This window comes from Shimazuella soli (assembly GCF_022511585.1).
Lineage (GTDB): Bacteria > Bacillota > Bacilli > Thermoactinomycetales > Thermoactinomycetaceae > Shimazuella > Shimazuella soli.
The window spans coordinates 31,025-52,950 of the sequence record NZ_JAKWBN010000009.1; the positions used below are offsets into that span (position 1 = coordinate 31,025).

At 32.8% G+C, this 21,926-nt stretch carries 23 protein-coding genes and 1 pseudogene; 20 read left to right on the forward strand and 4 right to left on the reverse strand.

Annotated features, from left to right (window positions below):
- Window positions 1-8: 8 nt before the first annotated feature.
- From MK805_RS15565 to MK805_RS15640, 16 genes are all read left to right on the forward strand, one after another.
- Window positions 9-1,115: a glycosyltransferase family protein gene (locus MK805_RS15565; protein ID WP_240876841.1), complete on the forward strand. Its 1,107-nt coding sequence runs from the start codon at window positions 9-11 to the stop codon at window positions 1,113-1,115.
- On the forward strand, window positions 1,087-1,992 hold the full coding sequence (locus MK805_RS15570) for a ChbG/HpnK family deacetylase (RefSeq protein ID WP_240876842.1): 906 nt from the start codon (window positions 1,087-1,089) through the stop codon (window positions 1,990-1,992). The genes MK805_RS15565 and MK805_RS15570 overlap by 29 nt, the downstream gene beginning before the upstream one ends.
- A gap of 17 nt (window positions 1,993-2,009) precedes the next feature.
- Window positions 2,010-3,041, forward strand: coding sequence for an NAD-dependent epimerase/dehydratase family protein (locus MK805_RS15575; RefSeq protein WP_240876843.1), 1,032 nt, complete (start codon window positions 2,010-2,012; stop codon window positions 3,039-3,041).
- 53 nt (window positions 3,042-3,094) lie between these two features.
- Window positions 3,095-4,060: a phosphotransferase enzyme family protein gene (locus MK805_RS15580; RefSeq protein WP_240876844.1), complete on the forward strand. Its 966-nt coding sequence runs from the start codon at window positions 3,095-3,097 to the stop codon at window positions 4,058-4,060.
- Between the two features lie 126 nt (window positions 4,061-4,186).
- Window positions 4,187-4,588: an NUDIX hydrolase gene (locus MK805_RS15585; RefSeq protein ID WP_240876845.1), complete on the forward strand. Its 402-nt coding sequence runs from the start codon at window positions 4,187-4,189 to the stop codon at window positions 4,586-4,588.
- Between the two features lie 25 nt (window positions 4,589-4,613).
- Complete coding sequence (locus tag MK805_RS15590; protein ID WP_240876846.1) at window positions 4,614-5,420, forward strand: class I SAM-dependent methyltransferase; 807 nt, start codon at window positions 4,614-4,616, stop codon at window positions 5,418-5,420.
- A 1-nt stretch (window position 5,421) separates the two neighbouring features.
- On the forward strand, window positions 5,422-5,964 hold the full coding sequence (locus tag MK805_RS15595) for a GNAT family N-acetyltransferase (RefSeq protein ID WP_240876847.1): 543 nt from the start codon (window positions 5,422-5,424) through the stop codon (window positions 5,962-5,964).
- Window positions 5,965-6,059: 95 nt separating this feature from the next.
- A complete protein-coding gene (locus MK805_RS15600; protein ID WP_240876848.1) occupies window positions 6,060-6,713 on the forward strand; it encodes an NUDIX hydrolase in 654 nt (217 codons plus the stop codon).
- 63 nt (window positions 6,714-6,776) lie between these two features.
- Complete coding sequence (locus tag MK805_RS15605; protein WP_240876849.1) at window positions 6,777-8,330, forward strand: hypothetical protein; 1,554 nt, start codon at window positions 6,777-6,779, stop codon at window positions 8,328-8,330.
- Window positions 8,331-8,344: 14 nt separating this feature from the next.
- Window positions 8,345-8,752 carry a hypothetical protein gene (locus MK805_RS15610; RefSeq protein WP_240876850.1) on the forward strand — a complete coding sequence of 136 codons (408 nt, stop codon included), beginning with the start codon at window positions 8,345-8,347 and terminating at the stop codon, window positions 8,750-8,752.
- A 59-nt stretch (window positions 8,753-8,811) separates the two neighbouring features.
- On the forward strand, window positions 8,812-10,545 hold the full coding sequence (locus MK805_RS15615) for an HNH endonuclease (RefSeq protein ID WP_240876851.1): 1,734 nt from the start codon (window positions 8,812-8,814) through the stop codon (window positions 10,543-10,545).
- A gap of 536 nt (window positions 10,546-11,081) precedes the next feature.
- Entirely contained in the window at window positions 11,082-12,311 is a 1,230-nt protein-coding gene (avs1a, locus tag MK805_RS15620) for an AVAST type 1 anti-phage system MBL fold metallo-hydrolase Avs1a (RefSeq protein ID WP_240876852.1), read from the forward strand.
- Between the two features lie 12 nt (window positions 12,312-12,323).
- Window positions 12,324-13,394: an ABC-three component system protein gene (locus MK805_RS15625; protein WP_240876853.1), complete on the forward strand. Its 1,071-nt coding sequence runs from the start codon at window positions 12,324-12,326 to the stop codon at window positions 13,392-13,394.
- Window positions 13,391-13,876 carry an ABC-three component system middle component 2 gene (locus MK805_RS15630; protein WP_240876854.1) on the forward strand — a complete coding sequence of 162 codons (486 nt, stop codon included), beginning with the start codon at window positions 13,391-13,393 and terminating at the stop codon, window positions 13,874-13,876. The genes MK805_RS15625 and MK805_RS15630 overlap by 4 nt, the downstream gene beginning before the upstream one ends.
- Before the next feature lie 16 nt (window positions 13,877-13,892).
- Complete coding sequence (locus MK805_RS15635; protein WP_240876855.1) at window positions 13,893-15,803, forward strand: AAA family ATPase; 1,911 nt, start codon at window positions 13,893-13,895, stop codon at window positions 15,801-15,803.
- Window positions 15,804-15,903: 100 nt separating this feature from the next.
- Complete coding sequence (locus MK805_RS15640; protein WP_240876856.1) at window positions 15,904-16,311, forward strand: hypothetical protein; 408 nt, start codon at window positions 15,904-15,906, stop codon at window positions 16,309-16,311.
- Window positions 16,312-16,703: 392 nt separating this feature from the next.
- Here the strand turns inward: MK805_RS15640 and MK805_RS18215 are convergent.
- A pseudogene (locus MK805_RS18215) lies at window positions 16,704-16,942 on the reverse strand (tyrosine-type recombinase/integrase); the annotation flags it as partial.
- A 51-nt stretch (window positions 16,943-16,993) separates the two neighbouring features.
- On the opposite strand from MK805_RS18215, the gene MK805_RS17960 reads away from it, so the two are divergent.
- Together MK805_RS17960 and MK805_RS15655 are read left to right on the forward strand one after the other, a co-directional pair.
- Window positions 16,994-17,542: a peptidoglycan recognition protein family protein gene (locus MK805_RS17960; RefSeq protein ID WP_275092339.1), complete on the forward strand. Its 549-nt coding sequence runs from the start codon at window positions 16,994-16,996 to the stop codon at window positions 17,540-17,542.
- Window positions 17,543-17,663: 121 nt separating this feature from the next.
- Entirely contained in the window at window positions 17,664-18,287 is a 624-nt protein-coding gene (locus MK805_RS15655; RefSeq protein ID WP_240876857.1) for a histidine phosphatase family protein, read from the forward strand.
- 69 nt (window positions 18,288-18,356) lie between these two features.
- Here the strand turns inward: MK805_RS15655 and MK805_RS15660 are convergent, their stop codons facing one another.
- The 3 genes from MK805_RS15660 to MK805_RS15670 are packed head-to-tail and all read right to left on the reverse strand — an operon-like array spanning window position 18,357 to window position 19,719.
- The gene (locus tag MK805_RS15660) at window positions 18,357-18,713 is read right to left on the reverse strand and encodes a hypothetical protein (RefSeq protein ID WP_240876858.1); all 357 of its coding nucleotides are present in this window, start codon (window positions 18,711-18,713) and stop codon (window positions 18,357-18,359) included.
- On the reverse strand, window positions 18,683-19,288 hold the full coding sequence (locus MK805_RS15665; protein WP_240876859.1) for a tetratricopeptide repeat protein: 606 nt from the start codon (window positions 19,286-19,288) through the stop codon (window positions 18,683-18,685). Before MK805_RS15665 ends, MK805_RS15660 begins: the two co-directional genes overlap by 31 nt.
- The gene (locus MK805_RS15670; RefSeq protein WP_240876860.1) at window positions 19,285-19,719 is read right to left on the reverse strand and encodes a hypothetical protein; all 435 of its coding nucleotides are present in this window, start codon (window positions 19,717-19,719) and stop codon (window positions 19,285-19,287) included. The genes MK805_RS15665 and MK805_RS15670 overlap by 4 nt, the downstream gene beginning before the upstream one ends.
- 333 nt (window positions 19,720-20,052) lie before the next feature.
- Between MK805_RS15670 and MK805_RS15675 the strand changes: the two genes are divergently transcribed.
- Window positions 20,053-21,186 (forward strand): type III PLP-dependent enzyme domain-containing protein, encoded by a 1,134-nt coding sequence (locus MK805_RS15675; RefSeq protein WP_240876861.1) that lies wholly within the window; start codon window positions 20,053-20,055, stop codon window positions 21,184-21,186.
- A gap of 14 nt (window positions 21,187-21,200) precedes the next feature.
- Entirely contained in the window at window positions 21,201-21,926 is a 726-nt protein-coding gene (locus MK805_RS15680; RefSeq protein ID WP_240876862.1) for a class I SAM-dependent methyltransferase, read from the forward strand.

A 21,926-nucleotide genomic window follows, 5' to 3' on the forward strand; every position in this document is an offset into this window, starting at 1 on the left:
GAACTTTGTTGAAGATATTAATTGGAGTTTGTGGGATCGGTCTTGGTCATAGCACCAGACAATGGGAGATCGCACAGAAACTAATACAAAGAGGGCATCAAGTGAGAATTTGTACGTTTGGAAAAGGGATAGAGTTTTTCCAAAGAACTACTTTAGCATGGGAAGAAGTTTGGGTTCCTTTTATTGTTTACAAAAAGGGAAAGCTTCATTTGCCTTCACTTTTCTCGAAAAATTACCGTACATTCATTAAAGGACTTTTTCAAAATTTAAAGATATATCAAAAACTGAAACAAGATGATTTTTATCCAGACATTTGTATTAGTGATTATGAACCAATAACCGCTAGGTTCGCCTACAAACTGAACAAGCCTTTAGTTTTAGTTGATCAACAAAGTAAATTTTGGCGTTTCTCATTTCAGAACATTGGGAATTTTACTTGCGTTGAGGAAAAGAAGAGACTGCGGCTCTTCTTTCCAAAATACGATTACCGATTTATTACATCGTTCTATAAGTTGCCTAATATTGAAGATAACGACACCGAAATTATACCAACTATTATTCGTTCCGATATTAAGAAAACACCCAAATATACAAAACACCCTCAAATCCATCTTGTTGTCTATCTCTCCGAATATGGAGGAACAAGCATTAAACAAACGTCCGATGAATGGAAAGAGGAATTAGCCTCCATTCCTAACGTTTTCTTTACTATATTCGATGCTGCTGTAAAAGCACCCCGTAAAAACGGCAATTTAGAAATAAGACCTTTTGATCGGACTGATTTTGCTGAATCCTTAAAAGTGGCCGATGGAGTAATCACAACTGCTGGACACACTCTATTATCAGAATGCCTATACTTGGGATTACCTATTTATGTCATACCTCTTGGAACATTTGATCAGCATTACTGTGCAAACTTTATCCAGGATAATCAATTAGGGATCTCCTCCTACACCATTACAAAAAAGGAATGTTTGGATTTTATTGCTAGACTAGACCATTGGAAAAGCAACATTAAAAACTGTGATAACATCCTCACTTCTTCTGATTCTGTACAAATGATTGTTGATTTTTTGGAGGATCATTATGAAAAAACTGGTGATAAATGCGGATGATTTGGGTCTAGATTGGGACCGAGATCTAGGTATTTTATTAGGGATTTGGTTGGGAGTAATCAGTAGTGTTAGTGCCATTGTTACGAATAAACAAAGTCATGACCGATTACATCTTTTTGTTAAATGGATTCGTAAATTTCGCCCTCAAGTAAGTGTAGGGCTACACCTTAATCTTACAGATGAACCACTAAACTGTTGTGAATTAGGAAATATTATTGGTCAGTCTTTAAATTCTCAGGTTCATCCTAAAGTGGCCTATTGGAAATCTGCATTAAAAGCTCTCATTAATATGGAAGCGATTTCGGAAGAGATTGCTTCCCAAATAGATGTATTTCGACGTGTCTTTGATAGCAAACCAGAGCATTTGGATGGGCACAACCATTGTCATATTGCCCACCCCTTAATCTTCGAAGAAGTAAGGAATCAAGCTCATTTACATGGTATCCATCATATTCGCATTCCTAATGAATCGTTAACAAAAGATCACAAAGACCTCTATCGGTGGATAGAAAAAATTCGAAACAACACAGAACCTGAACCTCTTGCTGAATCGATGAGAGAGAACCTTTTTAGCGATCTATTTTTATATGATTACAGCTGCTCTCAACTTTCTCCTATTTCTTCAAAGACTTTTATCGGATCTATATATGGCCACATTCGAAGTTTTTCATTTCTCAAACAGAATATTGACCAGGCTTTTCAAACATCGAGTTTATTGGAATTAATGGTTCATCCAGGGCTTCAATTTCCAATTTCACATGCAACGTGGTTTTCTAATTTCGATAGAGTTCACGAGTTATGGAATTTATTACGACTTCGATTCTATTTGAGAAAACAAAACATTCAGATTGTAAATCATGATGAGAAAAGAATATGAAAAGGAAGGGAATTAAATTGGCTACCAAAATAATAATCACGGGTGTTGGTGGTTTCATTGGTTATCATGTGGCTTCTTGTCTTCTTCAGAAAGGCTACACCGTTATTGGTGTAGATAACCTGAATAACTACTATGATGTAAAACTCAAACAAGATCGGCTTCAACAGTTGAAGCATGTAAATTTCACATTCTATAAGATTTCACTGGAAGATAATGAGACACTTGTGAAATACTTAAAGAATGATGAATTCTCTGGTTCTGTCGTTATTCATTTAGCAGCCCAAGCAGGAGTCAAATATTCTTTAATCAATCCTGGAGCATATGTGCAATCAAACCTTGTAGGATTTGCGAATATATTAGAGCTCAGTAGACTGATAAGCATAAAACATTTACTCTATGCTTCATCAAGTTCAGTCTATGGAGCAAATCAAAAAGTTCCTTTTTATGAAAAAGATCAAGTCAACCACCCCTTAACTTTGTATGCAGCAACAAAAAGATCCAATGAATTGATGGCTCACGCCTATAGTATCAATGGTTTACCCACTACTGGAATGCGATTTTTTAACGTATACGGCCCGTGGGGACGACCAGATATGGCACTTTTTCTTTTCACTAAAGCCATATTGGAACGAAAGCCTATCTATATCAATAACAATGGGAATATGTTTCGTGATTTCACTTACATCGAGGATGTAGTAGAGAGTATTGTAAGATTGATCGATCAAGTACCAATTCGAAAGCCGATTGCAGGGAGTCTCATTAATCCAAACCAAAGCTATGCACCTTTCCAACTTTTTAACATCGGTAATCAAAAACCTATAAACTTGATGAAATTTATTTCGTTAATCGAGGAAAAGTTAGGAATGAAGGCGATAAAGCGTTACCTTCCTAACCAAGAAACGGAAGTTTTTCAAACCTTTGCAGATGTTCAAGAGCTACAGGATACGATTCAATTTAGTCCCAATACCTCTATTGAGAAGGGTATTGAAAAGTTTTTAGATTGGTATTTTGTTTATTATCAACCATCTGAACATCGGATGATTCAGTGATCAGTCAAAAGGATTCAGAGAATCAGTTTATATTTGTTTGGAGGAAAGCAGTAATGAGTGATCAGTATGCAGCAAATGAAATATTTAAAATGGTAGAATCTTTACATTCTAAAACGATACAGGAAGTAAAAGCCATTCATTTAGGAAGATTAAATCCAAAATGGATTTTAACATTTATGGATGGTTCCAAGTTATTTGTAAAACAATATCATCCAGATCGGTATATAGGAAAAATACCAGCTGTAAAACAAGCTCTCTCTATTCAAGATCAGCTTTTTCACACAGGTATAAAGTGTCCAGAAGTACATTCTGTTGATGGGGAATACATCTTACATACGGAATCCGGCCATCAATTTTCAATGTTCGAAGTATGTCCAGGAATTGTTGTTTTACCTGGGAAACCTAATCAGAATCAAATGCATTCGTGGGGTAAAGAGCTTGGTAAGATGCATCATCTTTTAGATGAATTACCTGCAGGACCCATAGATTGGGTCCCATCCAAAGGAGAAATTCAATCTTTTTGTGAATCACAGATGAAAATTGCTGAGGATTATCCAGTTTCTAAACGTGTACAACAGATGTTAGAAAAAGAACAGGAATTACTAGAATCATATGACCAAACTATTTTTGAACAGTGCAAGCATGGATGGGCGCATTGGGACAATCAGGTTTATAACGTGTTATTTCAAGATGACGCTCTCACATCTATCTTAGATTTTGATCGGATGAGATATGTATATCCTGAATTAGATCTCGCTCGGGCAATATTGTCTGGCTGTATAAATGAGGAAACAAAACTGGATCAAGAGAAAGCCAGAGCATTTATTACTGGTTATCAAGAAACAAGGAAAGATTTTCAATTAAATGATGTCATTCGTTCTCTCAAGCTCTTATGGTGCAGAGAATCCGTTTGGTGGATAAAAGCTGATATAGAACAAGATGAAGAGATCCCTCAGAGGTTTTCAAAGGAAATCGAATGGCTTCAAAACAATTGGGGACATTTGCAAGAAATCATCTAATGACACTGTAGAGACTCTATAAATAGAACCAAAGATTTTATCTCTCCCTTGCTAAAAAGGATCATTAACATGAATGATCCTTTTTATTAGCAAAGAAAGTAGTTTACTAGGGGGTTATTATTAAAAATGAAAAAAGAACGGTTAGACGTGGTTTATGTCCTTGTATTTGATCAGCATACAGAGAAGATTTTAGTGGTGGAAAATTTAAATTCATGGAGTTTACCAGGAGGAAAAAGAGAAGAAGGGGAATCTTTAATTGATGCTACCATCCGAGAAGCCAAAGAAGAGACAGGACTTGAGGTAGAAGTAGCGGAATTGATCAATGTTAACGAGCAGATAGCAGAAAAACATATCCTGTTCTTTACTTTTCGTGGCTATATTATCGGAGGAAAACAAGAGAATAACGATTTAAAAATAAAGCAAATAAAGTGGTTAACTATTGCAGAGACAGAACAGTTAATGCCCTGGTATCCAAATATTAAGTCATTATTAGAAAAATCAGCGGGTTATTTGTTAGAAAGAGAGTAGTGTAGATCATATAGGAGGTTCTGTTTTGGAAAATCATTTACAGTACGATCCAACGTTGTTTCAAGGTACTGCATCTTACTATTCTAGCTACCGCTTCCCTTATCCAGAGGAGTTATTTCAGCACATCGTACAAAGTTTCCATTTAGATAAAAATAGTCAGGTTCTTGATTTGGGATGTGGAACTGGGAACTTATCTATTCCTTTAGCATCCTATTGTCAAAATGTGATCGGTATGGACCCTGATCCAGAAATGTTAAGGGAAGCAAAACGTCTTGCAACATTAAATCAAGTGGAGAATTTGGAATTAGTATTAGGATCGTCTTGGGACATTTCCAATGATATGGGGCCGTTTCAAGCCACGATCATGGGAGAATCGTTTCATTGGATGGATCGGGATGGTGTCTTAAATGCACTATATGATGTCATTGCCTCTTATGGAGGAATCGCAATCGTTTCTAAGAAACAAATAGGACCTTCTGGTTATCAAGAAGTAGTGGATCAGGTAATCAAGGAATTTCTTGGTGAGAAACGAAAAGCAGGAAAGGGTTTTTATTCTCATCCAACCGAACGACATGAGGTAGTGCTTTCAAGATCCAGATTTTCCATATTGGAGCCGTATCGTTTTGAATATCAAGTAGAAAAAACAATTGAAGATTTGATTGGTTTTTTATACTCCACTTCGTATGCAAACAAGCGTCTGCTTGGAGATGAAGTAGAGAATTTTGAAAAAGAGTTGCGACAAGGTCTTATTTCGGTTGGATCTTCAGGAAAGCTTTCATTTCAGGTAACAGTAACTGCTTTAATGGGGAGAAAAGACGGGAAGGGTTGTTAACATGTTTTCCATTATAGTAAATGAAGAAATCGAATTACGTTTACTACAACCAAAGAATGCGAAAGAGATCTTTCAATTGGTGAATCAATCAAGGCTATATTTAGGAAGATTTCTTCCTTGGGTAAATAGCGTCACTTCTCCAGAAGATTACAAAGAGATCATCCCTAGTTGGCTTCAACAATTTGCTGAAAACAAAGGATTTCAAAGTGGTATTTACTATCAAGGAGCTTTTGCTGGAATGATTGGATTTCATCCTATTGATTGGAATACAAGAATGACTGCGATTGGATATTGGTTAGCAGAAGAACATCAAGGAAAAGGTATTATGACTCGTTGTTGTAAAAAGATGATCGAAATGGGGTTTCAGGATTATGAATTAAATCGCTTGGAAATTCGTTGTGATCCAGCAAATGAAAAAAGTCGTGCTATACCAGAGAGATTAGGATTTATTCAAGAAGGAGTGTTAAGAGAGGTTGCGATTCAAAATGAAGAACATCATGATTTGGTGGTATATGGTTTATTAAAATCGGAATATAAGACTTAGAAGTAAGAAGAAATCCAATGAATGATACAGCAGAGATACTAGAATTAATTAATAGTTGATGATGACAAAGTGTTTAAAGGTACAGGTGTGGAAATATGGATAATGAAATTATTGATATTTTTAATGATCAACATGAATATATTGGTCAAGCAACAAAGAAAGAAGCTCATGAAAATGGATGGTGGCATCGTGTTTTTACTTGCATTGTGATCAACAGTGAGAAAAAAACGATGGTTCTACAGAAAAAAGCACCAGAGCGTTATTCATTTCAGAGACCAGACTATTTGGATATAGCAGTAGGTGGACATTATCAAATGGGTGAGAAGATAGAAGATGGAATCAGAGAAATCAAAGAAGAATTAGGAATAGACGTCTCTTTTGAACGATTGATTCCCTTGGGAGTCCGACAAACCGTTGCGTCTATAACACCAAACTATATCAATAAAGAATTCCAACATATTTTCCTATTGGTGGAGAATCGCTTACTTTTTGAATATCCACTTCGTTCATTTGAAGTTAATGGACTGGTAGAATTACCTATTGAGAAGGGAATTCAGTTACTACTAGGAAAGTCAAATCAATTAAAAGGAAGTGGAATTTTTCAAAAACAAAGGAAGATTGTAGAAGTAGAATTGACCCGGTCCGATTTTGTTCCGTCCTATCTTAAAACGGATCAGTTTATGTTACGGATATTCATTGTAGCGCATCGCTATTTAAAAGGAGAAGATCTTAGCTTGCTATTTTGGTAAGGAAGAGTAATAGTAAAATTTGTAATGGAAAAATCACATATATTTAGAGGTTATTTACATTGTGTGGCTAATTTAATGAAGGAGGATTACGAATTAATACATGATAGAGAGTTGAGTGGATTGAGTCACTATAGAAATGCTTTTTTTAATTTTTTGTTTTTATTGATAGTTAGTTTTTTCTTTATTAGTCCCAATAATGTCAGTGAGATTGAATATCCGAAAGTAACTATCCCACACGCTCCCGAGTATCCAAAGGTAACTATACCCCATGCACCAGAATATCCCAAAGTATATATTCCATCAGCCCCGGAATATCCCAAAGTAACTATTCCACAAGCCCCTTCTCCCAATCAAAATTTGGAGTATCCGAAAGTAAAGATGAACCCCCCAGTCAAAATAAGCAATTCAAGTTTACTAGAGAAAATTCTTCAATCCATAATAAACAATATTTATCATATTTTATTTCTTAATTCTTTGGTAATAGGACTTGCTTTGTTCTATTTATCACCGATTACAGGGGTATCTCTATTAATAGGAATGGGGATTAGTGGATTACTGTCATGGTTTTTGGAAGGAAATCTCCATGCAGCCGAAAGGGATGCGGTTTTTGGTGGGTTATCTGCTCTTGTTGGATTAGGAGTTGGTTCCCTTTCTCTTAAATTATTGGGATCAAGATTGGTAAATGTCTCCAATCCGTTTATTCAAAAATGGTTGCCAATTGGATTGTCAAGTGGAGCTGCCGGATCATCAGATAGTCTTACTTTTGATTATTTGCGAGAAAGAAAAGTGGATTGGAAAAAGACTGGATTGGTTGGGTTATTAAGCATATTTTTAGGTTTTGGCGGACTTGCAGTTTCAGAGTACGGGGGAAAAATAATAAAAAATATCCCTGTACCCGTCGTAGTACAAACCAATAATGGTGAGATATATTTTAGTTCTAAATCATTAAGTAATACAGCTTTAGGGCAGTGGATACAGAAGTTTGCAAGTGAAGAAGTAGAGGGAGTTACACGGATAGTAGGACGAGGAAAGAAATATGAAACTGATGATGGAGCATTAATTGCAGGGAAAAAAGTAGCTGAAATAAATAAACTTCCAAAATACCACCCTGTTAAAAACCAACTTGATCTGAAGTATGTTGCTAAGTTGCGAAAGGAATTAGGGATACCCTCTATTGGAGATGACCTTCGTTTAAAGAAAGAAGGTGTTTTAAAAGCTGAACAAACAGTAGCTGTTTTACAAAGTAATGGAGTGGAGATTTGGGGAAGAAATGGTTGGGGAGTTGATGTTGAAAATGGTTATAAAGAAATGTTAACGGAATGGTTTAAAAAGAGATCTAAGGGTAGTTTTGGTACAAATGCAAATACAAGATTTCATGCAGAAGGAGATGTATTTTGGCATCTATACAAGTTTAGAAAAGCAAACAAATTACTAGGTGGTAAAGCAGTTTTAGCTGTTGACAGATCTTTATGTAGGTATTGTGACCAAAGTAAAGGTGTTCAGCAAATGGTTGAAGAAGTTGGATTGGATGAATTAAAAGTAATTACCCCAGATGGTATTAGAATCATAAAACCAGAACCTTCAAGGCGAAGAACCTCATGGGAGGTTGTTAGATAGAAAGGGAGAGGCTAATGAATCAATGGGAACTGATTATATTGATGCCCAATTGTGAGGAGAAGTATTTAAATCCTACATGGGAACAAATCAAAAAACATTTAGAATATGTTGATGGAGATCATTTGGATAATTTAGTACTAACCAATCCAAGCATTGGTGAAATGATAGTATGTGGTGGAAATAAGATTAGAGGTAAGAGTTTATATGGTGTGTCATGCTTTCCTACAAGTGGCAATGGTTATATTGAATATAATTTATTGAATCCTGAAGTAAAAACTAGAGATGAAGAATTTGAAGAAATTACGACACAGGGTGTTGGTGTGCATCATAACAAAGAATTTTTAGTTGAATTTGATGATATGCTTAAAGCCTTTGAAGTTTTCTATAGAACTGGTAAGTTGTCAGAACAAGATTGGTTCTAATTGTTTCATAGTAATAATTCATATAATTGGTGATATTTAAGAAAGGAGACTACGTATTGATGTTAAATCTACATGATCCTGACTTTAGAGCTGCAATTTGGGAAGCCCACAATGATAGGTGTGCTTACTCTCAAGAAAATTTAAGATATATAGACATGGACATAGAACACATTGTTCCTAAGAGTTTAAAATTGCAACCAGAGAAATTAGTTACTTATCTTAAAGAAATTGGTGAAAATGAAGATTTTGATCTGGACTCAGTATATAACTTAATACCTATAAATTCAAAAGTTAATCAGAGGAAAAACAACTCTCTTCTTCCCAAAAAAAGAGCAATATACTTTTTGACATTAGCAGAAAGTAAAGCTGAAAAAGTGATGGGAATTTACGATAAAAATAAGAAAAGGAAAAAATTTGATAAAGTAGTTAGAGATGTTTGGTTCTATGTCAATCAAGGAGTAGAATCGCCAGAAAAAATTTACAATAGAATTACAAATGATCATGAGATATTTGAGACCAAAAGAATCTGCAATCAGACCTTTTATCTCAATAATAAAGATTATGTTTCATTCAAAGCTAGAATCCCTGACTCTTTTGAGAAAGATAGGATGGGTTTTTGTGAGATTAGCTTTCGTAGTTTAAAAATTAGGGATGCTACTTTTTACGTTGAACATTCAGAAATATTAAAGGTTCTTTTTACTGGTCTTGATACAGATCCTTTACTAGGATTACGAAGATTTATTTTGCCGTTAGAAAACGACGAATATTTGTTAACACTTAATCAGGTAAGCTTTACTTTGACTAAATTAGAAGTGGAACAATTATGTAGTATATTGGATGATTTTTCAGAAGTTTATATTAAGGCATTAGAAAAGATAGAAGATACTATGCAGGTCAAATATTTTAGAAAATCAAGAAGCGATACTACTGAAATAGGATACAGACTAATTAAAGTGAATCATGCTTTTTGGAGAGAATTAGTTAAATTTGCCTGTAACCATGACTCTGGTGATGGCTCTTCGGACTGGCACATTTTTGATCAAAATGAAAACTACATAAAAGTTTTTACTTCAAATCAAGATAAATTTTGTGATGGATACCATGTTTTTCTTGAACCTGAACACGAGATAAATCATTTCAATCCTAATGACGAATTGTGGATTGTATGGATTCCCCCATCCTCGAATTGGGGATCAATTAATAATAGAGAACGATGGGATGCTTTATATACATATAACTGGCTTGTCTATGATTTGATTCCTGAAGTTGTACGAAATATAGAGAATGTAGGTATAAGCGACTTTTACATTAACAATTATGACTTATACAAATCTGGTTATAAAGCGGTAAGGGATGTGCTCCTCTCTGACTATACACAAAAAGAATTATGCAAATTTATAGAAGACATACGATCTTATTATATTGGTTCAGATACAAAACATTATCTTACTAAAGAAGAAATAGTAGATTTGTATTCAGCAGTTGAACTTTGTTTGTTACGTACTCCATACCATTCCGCATTTATAGAGTCACGACTTATGCTTGGGAAAACTTTTTATCACCAAGAACATAATCTCATAGATGTAATTTGTAAACACAAAGCAACCTTAGAGAATGGAGTATATTCATCATGGACAATTGAGAATATCATGAGATGTCTAGTTGTACCATTGAATTCAGAGAAAAGTGACTTGAGTTATTCAGAAATCAAAACAATTGTTAGTTACTTATATCCTTTTTTTGAAAGGATGAAATTAGAAAAGCTAAAAAATAGACTTAAGGAGGGATTTTAAATTTAGTTTTAAAGAATTATTAGATGCGTTAATGGTTGATAAGATTTTGACCTAAATCCAATTTCTTGGCTGTCTTTTTTACCAAGAATGGTTTACATCTTGTGAGTTTAAGGACTAGAACAAGCACTTCAATCGCTGAATGGGAGTAAAGGCTTGATGAAAACAATATAGAAGAAGGTAATAGTTGACAACACTTTTTCTGGAGATCGAGTGATTACAAAAGAACTGAGTTGTTTTAATTGGTTGAGAGATTAATAGTGTATCTGATATGAAAAAAGATGAAGTAATAATAATAGGGGGCGGGTTTAATACACTTAACATTTTAAATTCATTTTAATTTTGTACCTAATGGATATTAGGTACAGATTATTGAAAGGAGAAATAAATATAGATGAAGAAATAAATTTAAGAACAGAAAAGTGAAAGAATTCTATGCATTGATGAGCTTGAAAGAACAGATATGATAATACATTATTGTGTTTCTCTATTGAGTACTTTAATAATCTTAATATATTTACATCGTAGGTGAAAATAGAATGTCTAATATAAGGATAGAAATGTTTCCAGCCTCTTATGGTGATTCCTTTCTTGTTAGTTTAGGTAATAAAATTAAGACTCATATACTAATAGATGGTGGGTTAAAAGCTACATACAATTGTTTTTTAAAAACAAAATTGGAGGAAATCAGCAGATTAGGTGAAAAAATATCATTATTAATAGTAACACATATAGACCGGGATCATATTGAAGGTATCTTAGAATTAGTTCACGATAATAATAAGAGCGAAGATCCGAAGATCATACCGATCGATGAAATTTGGTTTAACAGTTATAGACATTTGCAGTTCTCCAAAGAAAAAGCTAAAGAAATCAATTTTGAGGAAAAAGAAATATTAAAAGATATTATAACAAGAGGTAGAGGATATTTAAGAAAGAATGAAACCAATCCCAATAGACCTATAAGTGCTAAACAAGGATCAACATTGGCTAGTTTAATTTATAAAGGAGGATATAATTGGAATAACTCCTTCCATGGGCAAGCGGTTAGTGTTAACAATAATAAAAATGTAAATATTACACCAGAAATCAAAATTCATATCCTTTCTCCTAATACGGAAAAACTCAATAAGTTAGCAAGATTATGGGTAAGAGAACTTAATCGAAAAAAATACAACTTCACACTTAGCGACAATGAAATTTTTGATGACGCTTTTGAGTTCTTTATGTTAGAGCAAGCTGTTACGAATATTGAGGCAAATAAAGAGGTTTCTTCTCGCAACAGAAAAGAAATATTAGATATCAAAAATTTAGCTAATGAGTCAATGCAAGGTGATTTATCAATTACTAATGGTTCCTCTATTTCAATAATTATTGAATACAAAGATAAACAACTATTATTTTTAGGAGATGCCCATCCTGATATTATAACTACTAATATACAAGAAAAAATACGAGAAGGTTTATCTCCTTTTTTTGAACTAATCAAAATAAGTCATCATGGTAGTAAAAAAAATACAAGTAAGGATTTACTTGAGTTAATTGATGCACCGATTTACTTGATTTCTACAGACGGTAAAAAACATAATCATCCTGATTTAACAGCTTTGGCTAGAATAGTTAATAGAGAAAATGGTCCTATAAGGAATCTATATTTTAATTATCCAACCGAAGGATCAACTTACATGAACAATGAGATAATTAAGAGTGATTTAAATTTTAATGTATTTATTTCATCTGGAGTTCAATCTACGATTATTGAGGTATAAGGGGAAGAAAAAATGCAGGAAAACATCTTTAGTGCAGTTTCAAGATTAATTTGTGGGGATGACGAAGAAAAAGCGACTGCTTTTCTAATTTCACCTAATAGGGCAGTTACAGCTACTCATGCTATTACAAATGCACTAGAGGGTGAAGATATAATATTGGAGTTTTTAAACATTTCTAATACATTAATTACTAAAAAAGCAAAACCAATTGCTATAAGTGAGGATCTTAATAATTCTCCAATTACTGTATTGGAACTTGAAGAGAGCATTGATTTAGATTATTACCTAGAGTTCTCTGATTATGAGTTAAATGGAAGCGATATTTGTAATACCTATGGGTATCCTGTTACAACATGGGCAGTTGGTTCTGCTTTTGAAATATCGGTGACAAGGCGAATAAAAGATAACATGACTAAAGCATATGATTGGGACTTAGATTTAGATCATCATTCCAAAATCGAAGAATTCGAGGGATTGTCAGGATCACCATTGATTTTTAATAATAAGGTTGTTGGAGTAATACTTGCTGAATCGAAAGAAAATGGTAAGGCTATATCACTTGGTGCTATTAGTACACCGAATATTAAAGGTGTTTTGGATGAGTTGGAAATCTCTATAGCGTCGGATGATGATGATGATTTATTTGATAACATGGATCTGTTAAGTGACCTTAATTATGATAACTCTATTTTTATTGCTAAACTTGAATCGGCAGGAATCATGGAACATGAAATATGCCAAAGAGATTTTTACTCTGCTGAAATAGTAAAAAAGAAAATTGAAAGTAAGAATATGAAAGTTCAACTGAATAGATTTAAAATGTTGAGGAGGGATTTACACTCTGTTTGGTGGACACAATATCTGGAGCACCAAGAAGAGGTAAATGGTTATAGACTCTTAACAAAGGTTTATACAAGAGTAGAAGATCTAAGTGAAAGTACTCTTAAAAGTGATGATTTAATTTCATTGATAGCTAAAAAGGGAATGTTGCATCAATTGGCAGATGAATGTCGAATTGGGTGGATTAAAGATTATAAAATCAAACTTCGAGAATATTTAGATATAAAGGAGAATAAAAGGTGAATCTTCATAGTTTGGATCAGTCCGCTCAAATAAGATTAGATGCAATGCGGATTTTAATTTTGGTATCTGCATTCTTAAATAAAAAATCATTCATATTAGATCTAGATAAAATAATGTTATATGATTTTTATCTGAAATTTCCAAACGTAATGATTCCAGAGAGTGAATATATAAAAGTATCTAATCTAGATTTTGACGGATATTACTCCTATTACCATTGGAAACCAGATAGAGGACATTATCAAATATGTTTGGGGTTTTTGGTTGGGAAAAAACTCATAATTAAGACTATAAAGAGAAATGTTTTTTCCTATTCAGTTAGTCACAGAGGTGAAAGTATAGTTAATGAACTTAATTCAAAATATGCTATGAAATTGGTTAGATTAGCGGATTATATTAGTAAAAAGATTTCTTTATTAAGCGAAGCAAAAGTAGAAGCCAATATTAATTTATGTATAGAACAATTGAAGATGACTAGATAAAAGGATGAGGTATTACATGAGTAAAAGATTAAAATTAGAAAAGTTAGTGTTAAAAGGATATAGGAAGGATTATAAAGTTGAATTTAAATCTGGCCTTAATTTTATATCTGGACCGACATCAACTGGTAAATCTTCAATTGCAGAGATGATTGATTATGCTCTAGGCGATAAAGACCACAAAAAATATATAGAGATAAGGGAAAGCTGTAAAGATGTGCAATTAGACTTTTCAATCAGTAAGAGTAAATATAGGATTGTAAGACCATTATTTGATTTTCAAAAACCAGTAAAGTTATTTAGATGGAATGATAAGGCTCAAAATTATAATGATGACTACGAATTATTAGACATAAAAAATTCTGTAAACCAGTCTCTGTCATCATTCTTGTTAGAAGAACTTGGCCTTCCTAAAAATTTGAAAATATTCAATCAAAAGTTTAGTTTTAGGGATCTATTTAAATACAGTTATATCAGTCAAACTGTAATTGATAGTGAGGATTTGTTAAAAGAAAAACAGTACGGCCCTAGCCTTAAGAGGAGACCTACAATAGAAATTATTTTTAATATTTATGATCAATTACTTGATGAACTTAAAACTAATGCAAAAGCAAAGAGCGAAGAGATTAATGTACTTGAAAATAGACGGGATGGTGTAGATGATTTTCTTAAGGGATTGGATATGGTAGAAAGGAGTTTTTTTGAAGAAAGAAAATTGGAAATGGAGATAGAGCTGAAAGAAAAAACAAAAAAATTAACAGAATTAAAGGGGAAAGGGAAGTTAAATAACAGTCAATCCCTGGAATTAGAGCATAAAATTATTGAGAGTAAAGAATTTATTGTCTTAAAGGAAACAAAAATCAGAGAACAACTCGACTATTTAGATAAATTATTTCTATTAAGAAATCAATACGATAGCGAGATAGATCAAATAGAATTTATTATAGATAGTGACAAAAATCTTAAAAAATTTGAATTTGAAGTGTGTCCCTCATGTCTACACGAATTAAATAAAATCAATAATAAAGAAAATGAATGTACTCTATGTGGCACTACTTTAGATAATTTAAATGAATTAGAAATTAAAGCTTACAAAAGTGAGTTAAAAAAGATAAAGAGGAAAAACAATAGTTTATCTCAGTTTATTACTGACCAAGAGACTAATTTGTCTAATTTAAAAAGAGAGAAACAAATTAAGATTGGAGAATTACAAAAACTAGAATTTGAATTGGATCATTTAAGAAAAGAATATGTTAGTCCTTTTATTGAGCAAATTGAAAGGTTTAATTTTGAGATAGGAAGTTTGAAAAATAAAATCAATGAAATAGAAAATAGTTTACTAGTGATTAACAACTTCTATAAGCTAAATGAGAAGATTAGATATGAAAAAGGGATATTTCAGACCATTAAAGATGAAATTAAGTCGTTGGAAGCTAATGCGAATAGTAAAGAAGATGTAATTAAAGATTTATCAGAAAAATATTCTTATATTTTGTCTGAATTTTCATTCCCTAAGCTTGCTGATGCTTTTTTGGATGACAAGTATTTACCATTTGCAAGAGGGGTTAAATACGATCAACTAGGAAGCCTAGGTGCAGTTACAATGGTAACAATGGCCTACTTTTTATCCATCTTAATTAAAGGAATCGAGGAAAATAATCATCATCCAGGATTACTAATTATTGATTCACCTAGGAAAAATTTAGGTTCTGATTCTAAAGGAGACGATGAGTTTAAAGATGAAGCTATATTCAATTCAATCATCACTTATTTTATACATATTCACAAAATTTACGGTGACGAACTACAGTTGATTGTTATTAATAATGGACATCCTGAATTTCTTGATGATACTTTCATTGCCAAAAAATTTGATGGGGATGGCACCAAAGACCTACCATATGGGTTGATTGATGACATGGAACAATGAGTGATAACTAATCTGAAAAAATTTACAATACCCATTTTATTGAGTGTGATAAATAGGGTGTTTAACAGAATTATAAATTCGATTTGATCAAGGTGAGACTATGATTACTAAAAGACAAGCCGAATTAATACCTAGTGTTAGTTCTCAAAAAGCTAGAGACAAACACAAAACCAATATAGAACGTTGGAAGATGTATGCGCGTAGAATGCAAAAGAATCCATTTATGAAAAAATATATCGTCAGAGAAGGCAACAATAAGTGTTCTTGGTGTGAAGGATATTTAAATAAATACGTCTTACACCACACTGATTATGACCATCTTTGTTTTTATGAAGTGTGCATTGAATTTCCGAATCCAACCGAAAAAAGACCTAATCGAAGAGTTAAGGTGCCAGATTGTGAAACCTGTTTTTACACTAATCGAACAGCTTTTCAAGAATGTGCTAAGAGAGTAAAACCAGTTCATGTTTTTTGTAACAAAGAAATCTATGATCATTCACCTTTATAATATTTAAAAAATATGTTTGTTTATATGTAGTGCTTTATTTTCAATTGAATAGATAAGACAGCGATTTTAATCATTAACCAAAATGTTTAAAAGTAATTATGATTGCATTTTGTTAAAACATTGCCTGATCATAAGTTGGTAACATTCTTGGTAACGCACTTATGTAAAGAAGAATAAACGAAAGAAGATTAGAGGATCGACAACCCCCTAATCTATGCGGATAAATGAACCAAATGACATACGGATAAACCATAAGAAACAACTGTAATCAATATGGAAGTATAATCGACACTCACTAAACGAGAGCCAATTTTCCTTGATATATAAGGGGTTTTGGCTTTTCGTTTTTGTTTAAAACCTCGGTTGGTAACATTTTGGTAACCTTTATTGTACTAAAGTATTTTACCTTTCTTATCGATGGAAGAATTCTCGATTTGAATAGAGTTTTCAAAATTATCTGCCAATCTTTTTTGCATGTTTGGCAATACATGGCTGTAAGTATTCAAGGTGATACCTACTTCTGCATGACCAAATCTTTCAGACACAACTTTGGATTTTCTCCAAGTTGAAGCAACAGAGTTGCATGGGTGTGTCTTAACCCATGGAATTTTATTTTGGGTAAGTTATATTTGGAGATAACATACTTTAGATACCGGTTTATGCTGCGGCTCATGCTTCTTTATTGGAGAGGGGAAATTCCCGAACGGCAAGCTGGCACTTTACCTGTGATGATCACCAGATCATTCAACATATACCAGAGAATGAGGTAAGCTGGCGCGCGGGTGATGGGCGTAACGGAACAGGAAATAGGCAAAGTTTGAGCCTAGAGATTTGTGTGAATCAAGATGGGAATTATGAAAAAGCCAAGGAAAATGCCATCTGGCTGATTCAATATTTGATGAGGAAACATAACATTTCAATTGAACGAGTAGTGCCCCACAAAATATGGAGTGGAAAGGATTGCCCCCATAAACTATTGCCGCATTGGAATGAATTTATCAATAAGATAAAAGGAAGTCCCACACCGGCAAAAATTGTAGATGATATGTATGACCTTTCATATCTCAAAGATTATAAATTTATAGGACTTCGTAGCACAAAACAACCTCAAGAAATAAATGATAAAATCATCTGGGCTATGGAAGCAAGCGCTTGTGTATTACTTACTAAGCGTGGCTATGATCTCAGACTATTACAAAAGGTTTTAAATAGGATATACTCGAGTGAATAAAAGAATAGAAGGGGAATCTTATATGGATTTCCCCTTTCCTGCTATAATAGTTATTTGTACCTATCAATTTTAATTTCGCTAATAAAAAATGGATTGTCCATTCACGAAAGGTTTGATCTTGTTGGATACCACCATTTATATAGTAAGGCATGGACAAACAGAATGGAATTTAGAAGGACGTTTACAAGGAAGACTAGACTCTCCGTTGACAGATGCTGGTGTAGAGCAGGCTAAACAATTAGCACAACGCTTGCAGAATATCTCCTTTCATTCCATTTATTCTAGTTCAAGTAACCGTGCATTTTCTACTGCACTTCACTTGAAAAAAGATCGAGAAATAGAAGTGAACAAATCAGATCACCTTATGGAGATGGATTTTGCAACTTGGGAAGGGAGAAAGTGGAGTGAAATTCAAGACTTATTCCCTGAAGAATTACTTCTCATGAATGAACACCCAGAACGTTTTGAAGCAAAGGAAACAAAAGGAGAAACTTTTTATGATATCCAGAGAAGATTAGCATCATTTATTGATAAAATTTTAAAGCAACATGCTGGACAGAATATTTTACTTGTATCTCATTCCATCACGATTAAGGTGCTGATTAACTATCTTCGAGGAGGAAATTTAAAGTATTTATGGGATGGACCAGATATTCATTGGGCAAGTTTGTATGAAGTTTGTTTTACAGAAGATAAAACGAAAATATTTTTTGAAGAAGAGGAAATCCTCCCTTTGTCACATTAAATTATTGCATGACCTGATCATAAATAAGTGGTTAAGGTCATTTTTTATGAGTATGTTTGTAGAATGGTTTTAATAGGCAGTGAAAGATGGACCTGCTACTTCGTAGATCTTTAATTCGTTACTTTCTTCTATTTTTTTGTGAACTTCAAAAAATTCAAGATTCATTTGGTTGAATTTCTTTTGATCCCCAATTTGGGTATAGCATAATAGTAGTTGGTATAATGCATCGTGCTGCAACACAGGAAGGTTTCTATTTTTAGCTAATTCATTTGCCTTTTCAAGGTGTTCAATAGCCTCATGAAATTTATTTTGTTTCTTCATAATTACTCCATATACCACCATTAGTTTTATCAATCGTCTTATATCCACCTTGTGCTTCTCTGCAATATTTTTTGCTATAGATAAATGATATTCTGCTTTTTCCATTCTTCTTGCTTCGCTTTCAATGCTCCTAAGTAGACATGTGCATCTACAAATCGACGTGGGTATTTTAAATCTTCGAATAAAGCAACTGTATTGAAGCAGGTTTCTGCTTTGTTATCATTCCCTAATTCAAAATAAATAGTACCTAATACAATGAGTAATCCGAAAATTCTATTTCTATCTTTATCTTTTCTGGCTACAGAAATTCCTTCTTTTGCACATTCAATTGCTTCCTTGTATTTTTTAGCAGTTTTTAATAGTTGAGATTTGAATTTATAAAGATTAAGTCTTACTTTAATTGGTTCAATCTCATGAATATGATTCCAAACATTATTGATTAACTCAAGGGCAAGTTCACGTTGACCAAGAGCAATCAGATAGAGAATTTTGTTTACGATTAATAAGTATTTCAATTCTTTTTTTGAAGTGCTTTCATTAAAAGATTCCAAACCCTTATTAGCATATTTCAATGCATTTTCAATGTCTTCTTCATAGTAATAACAAGTACTTAAGGTATTAAAACATGCAGGTAAAATATCTGGTTGAATATAGTTATTTTTCTCATACAGATCGATCACATTAAAAAAACCTCCTTTGCTGCTTTAAAATTATCTTTTTCATAGAAGTATTTCCCCAATATATATTTTGTAAGACATGCAAGTGGATGGAAATCAACAATTTGGATTTCATAAAGAATTGATTTTGCTTCTTCTGAATTCTTTTCCTCAAGGAGTATCTGAGCTAACTCTAACTGAAATTGCAAATCACTAATTTCATTTTCTATTTCTTTAGTCTTTGTTAGTACATCTTCCTTCGATAATCCCAAAGAAGTTAAGTATTGTGTGAGTGTTTTTAAATTGATATTACCATTACGATTTTCAAGGTTTGATACTGTACCTCGTGAGAGTTTATGACGAACATCATCGATAATTTTTCGAGAATCTATCCTTGTTTTTTTTGCAAGGTAAGTAATTAATTCAAAATCCAAAATTTCAAGGATATCTTCCAAAGTGATTCACCTCATACAGGATGTGATGTTTTATCTGCATGAAATTATTTTTCTCTTTTAATGTGAAAAGTCCTTTGTGAAATATCCATTTTCAATTTAGAAAATGAAATTAAGTATAATATGATCAAAAATTTTTGGAAGAATATGATATCAATCCAGATATGAGATTTTATTTCAATCTCATAATTAAATTTCACAAATTATGGAAATGATAGTTTTCTTATTTTAAAATAAGAGTATCCATTGAACAGTCTTGCATAGACTTCTACATGTTCACTTTATCGAAACTATTAAATTAGAAGAAGGCTTATTTTTTAGAAGAGAGGTGAAACATTGTTAATTGAAACACCATGTTTCATTGTAAAAGAAGATATTCTAAATGAGAATTTGGAAAACCTCAAACAAGGGGCTTCTTTGTTTAAGAAATCTATCCTTTCTTATTCAGTTAAAACAAACCCATTACCTTGGTTGATAGATTACTTTAAAGAACATGACTTATATGCTGAAGTGGTTTCGGATGAAGAATACAAATATGTTTTATCTAAGGGATATGAAAGAGAAAAGATCATTTTTAATGGACCCATTAAATCAAGGGAAAATTTTCTGGAAGCTGTTAGTACTGATAGCATAGTTAATATCGATTCTATGAGAGAAATCAAATGGATAACAGAAATGTCTACAAGAAGCAAAGTTGGGTTACGGGTTAATGTATATAATGAAGATTTAACAGGTTTGATTTACCCAGAAAGTAGATTTGGATTTTCTTATGAGAATGGTGATATAAAACGAATAATCGATATTTTTAATAGGACTAACACATCAATCAAAGGGCTTCATTTCCATCTTAATAAGAAAGACAGATCAGTACAGACATATGAATATATCTCTAACTTAGCTATCCGTATCATAAATGAATTCGGTTTAGATCTAGATTACATTGATTTTGGTGGAGGATTTTTAGGTGGCAGGGGATATGATTTCTCAGATTATACAAAAGTAATCAAGGAACAATTTGAGAAAAGCCAAATAAATGTGGATGAAATTTGCATGATATTTGAACCAGGTGCGGCTTTGGTCGCTACATCAATCGATTTTATGATGAAAATTGTTGATAAAAAGATCATAAATCATAACATCTATCTCACTGCAGATGGCAGCAGAATTTACACTGATCCTACGATAACAAGTAAAAGGTATAAATATGAAATTAACACTGCCAGTGATGATTTTATATCTCAAAAACAGATTATCTGTGGGTTCACATGTATGGAAAACGACAGAATAATGGAATTTAATGGAGGAAAAAGATTAGAAGAAAATGACACCATATTAATTAAGGATATTGGTGCTTATACTATGTCTCTATCTCCAATATTCATACTCGGTCCCCCTAGAGTTTACTTACTTAACAAAAACAGTGAATACAAACTGGTTCGCAAAAATAAGGAGTTAACTGGATTTTTCTAAAAAGGGGAGAAGTTATGTTTGAATATGAAAAAAAAGATATTGTAGATAGATACGTGCAGGATGTTAATAAAATCGGACTATGGAGTTCAGAGAAAGAAATCTTCACCAAATTTATTCATAAAGATGATTCTATTCTTGATTTAGGATGTGGAGCAGGAAGAACTACATTTAACCTGTACAATATGGGATATACAAATATTGAAGGTATAGATTTATCTGTCGATCTTATTAATGAAGCAAAGAAACTAGCTGATGCGATGGATTGCAATATTTCGTTTAGCCATATGGATGCAAGAGAATTAAAATACGATGAACAAAAATTCGATTGTGTGTTTTTTTCTTACAATGGTCTATTTACCATTCCTAAATACGAGGAACGATCAAAAGTACTAAAAGAGGTATGGAGAGTCTTAAAAGATGATAGATTGTTCATATTTACAAGCTATGATAGAAACGGTAATTCTAAGTATTCGGATTTTTGGTTAAAGGAAAAAGAATTATGGGAAAATAATCAACACCAGAAATTTCTGTATGAGTATGGAGATAGATATGTAAAGTTTAATGAAAATGAACTTGTATTTATTCATGTTGCTGATGATTTGGAAGTTGAAAAAATGATAAAAGAACAGAATTTCAAATTGGAATATAAACAAAAGAAAAGTGAAATTTGTGCTCCAAGTCCACAGGAAACTGGTGTTTATGGCGACTGTATTTTCTATATAGTTAGAAAAATGGGGTGA